The following is a 1017-nucleotide window of genomic DNA, read 5'->3' on the forward strand; positions in this document are numbered from 1 at the left end:
GCCCAGCGCTCGCCGCGCACCGCCGCACGCCGCCGGGAGTGGCTCGACGCGCTCCCCGCGACCGCGGACCTCGACACGCTGCTCGAGCGCGCCGACGCGACCGGCGACCCCGACCTCCTGCGGCTCGTGCGCGAGTACCTGCCGCTGACGTTCAGCCGCCGGCACGGCGACCCGAGCCGCCCGTGGAACAAGTTCCAGATCGCGCTCACCGACGCCCGCGGCCGCACGCGCGTCGACTTCCAGGGCAACTGGCGCGACATCTTCCAGAACTGGGAGGCGCTGGCCTGGTCGTTCCCGGGGTACGTCGAGTCGATGGTCGCGGTGTTCCTCGACGCGACCACGGCCGACGGGTACAACCCGTACCGGATCTCGCGCTCGGGCATCGACTGGGAGGTCCCGGAGCCGTCGAACCCGTGGGCGAACATCGGCTACTGGAGCGACCACCAGATCATCTACCTGGTCAAGCTGCTCGAGACGTCGCGGCGCTTCCACCCCGGGCGCCTCGACGCGCTCGTCGACCGGGCGCTGTTCACGCACGCCGACGTGCCGTACCGGATCGCGTCGTACGCGCAGACGGTAATCGAGCCGATCGAGACCATCACGTTCGACACCGCCGCCGAGGAGCGCGTGCAGGCGCGCGTGCGGACCGAGGGCGCCGACGGGCGGCTCGTGCACGGCGCGGACGGGGACCTCGTGCGCGTGTCGCTCGGCGAGAAGCTGCTGCTGCTCGTGCTCGCGAAGGTCGTCAACCTCGTGCCCGACGGCGGCATCTGGATGAACACGCAGCGCCCCGAGTGGAACGACGCGAACAACGCGCTGGTCGGCAAGGGCCTGTCCGTCGTGACGCTCGCCTACCTGCGCCGTGGGCTCGCGCTCGCCCGCGACCTGCTCGACCGCGACCTCACGGTGACCGACGAGCTCGCCGGCCTGCTGGCCGACGTGACCGCGGCGCTCGACGCGCACGCCGCGTCGGTCGAGGGCGGCGTCGACGACGCCGGGCGGCGGGCCGTCATGGAC

Annotated in this window: 1 pseudogene; it reads left to right on the forward strand. The window is 72.8% G+C overall.

Annotation, left to right across the window (positions count from 1 at the left end):
* A pseudogene (locus tag HGA02_RS20195) lies at positions 1-1017 on the forward strand (hypothetical protein); the annotation flags it as partial.

This window comes from Cellulomonas septica (assembly GCF_012396155.1).
GTDB classification, from domain to species: domain Bacteria; phylum Actinomycetota; class Actinomycetes; order Actinomycetales; family Cellulomonadaceae; genus Cellulomonas; species Cellulomonas septica.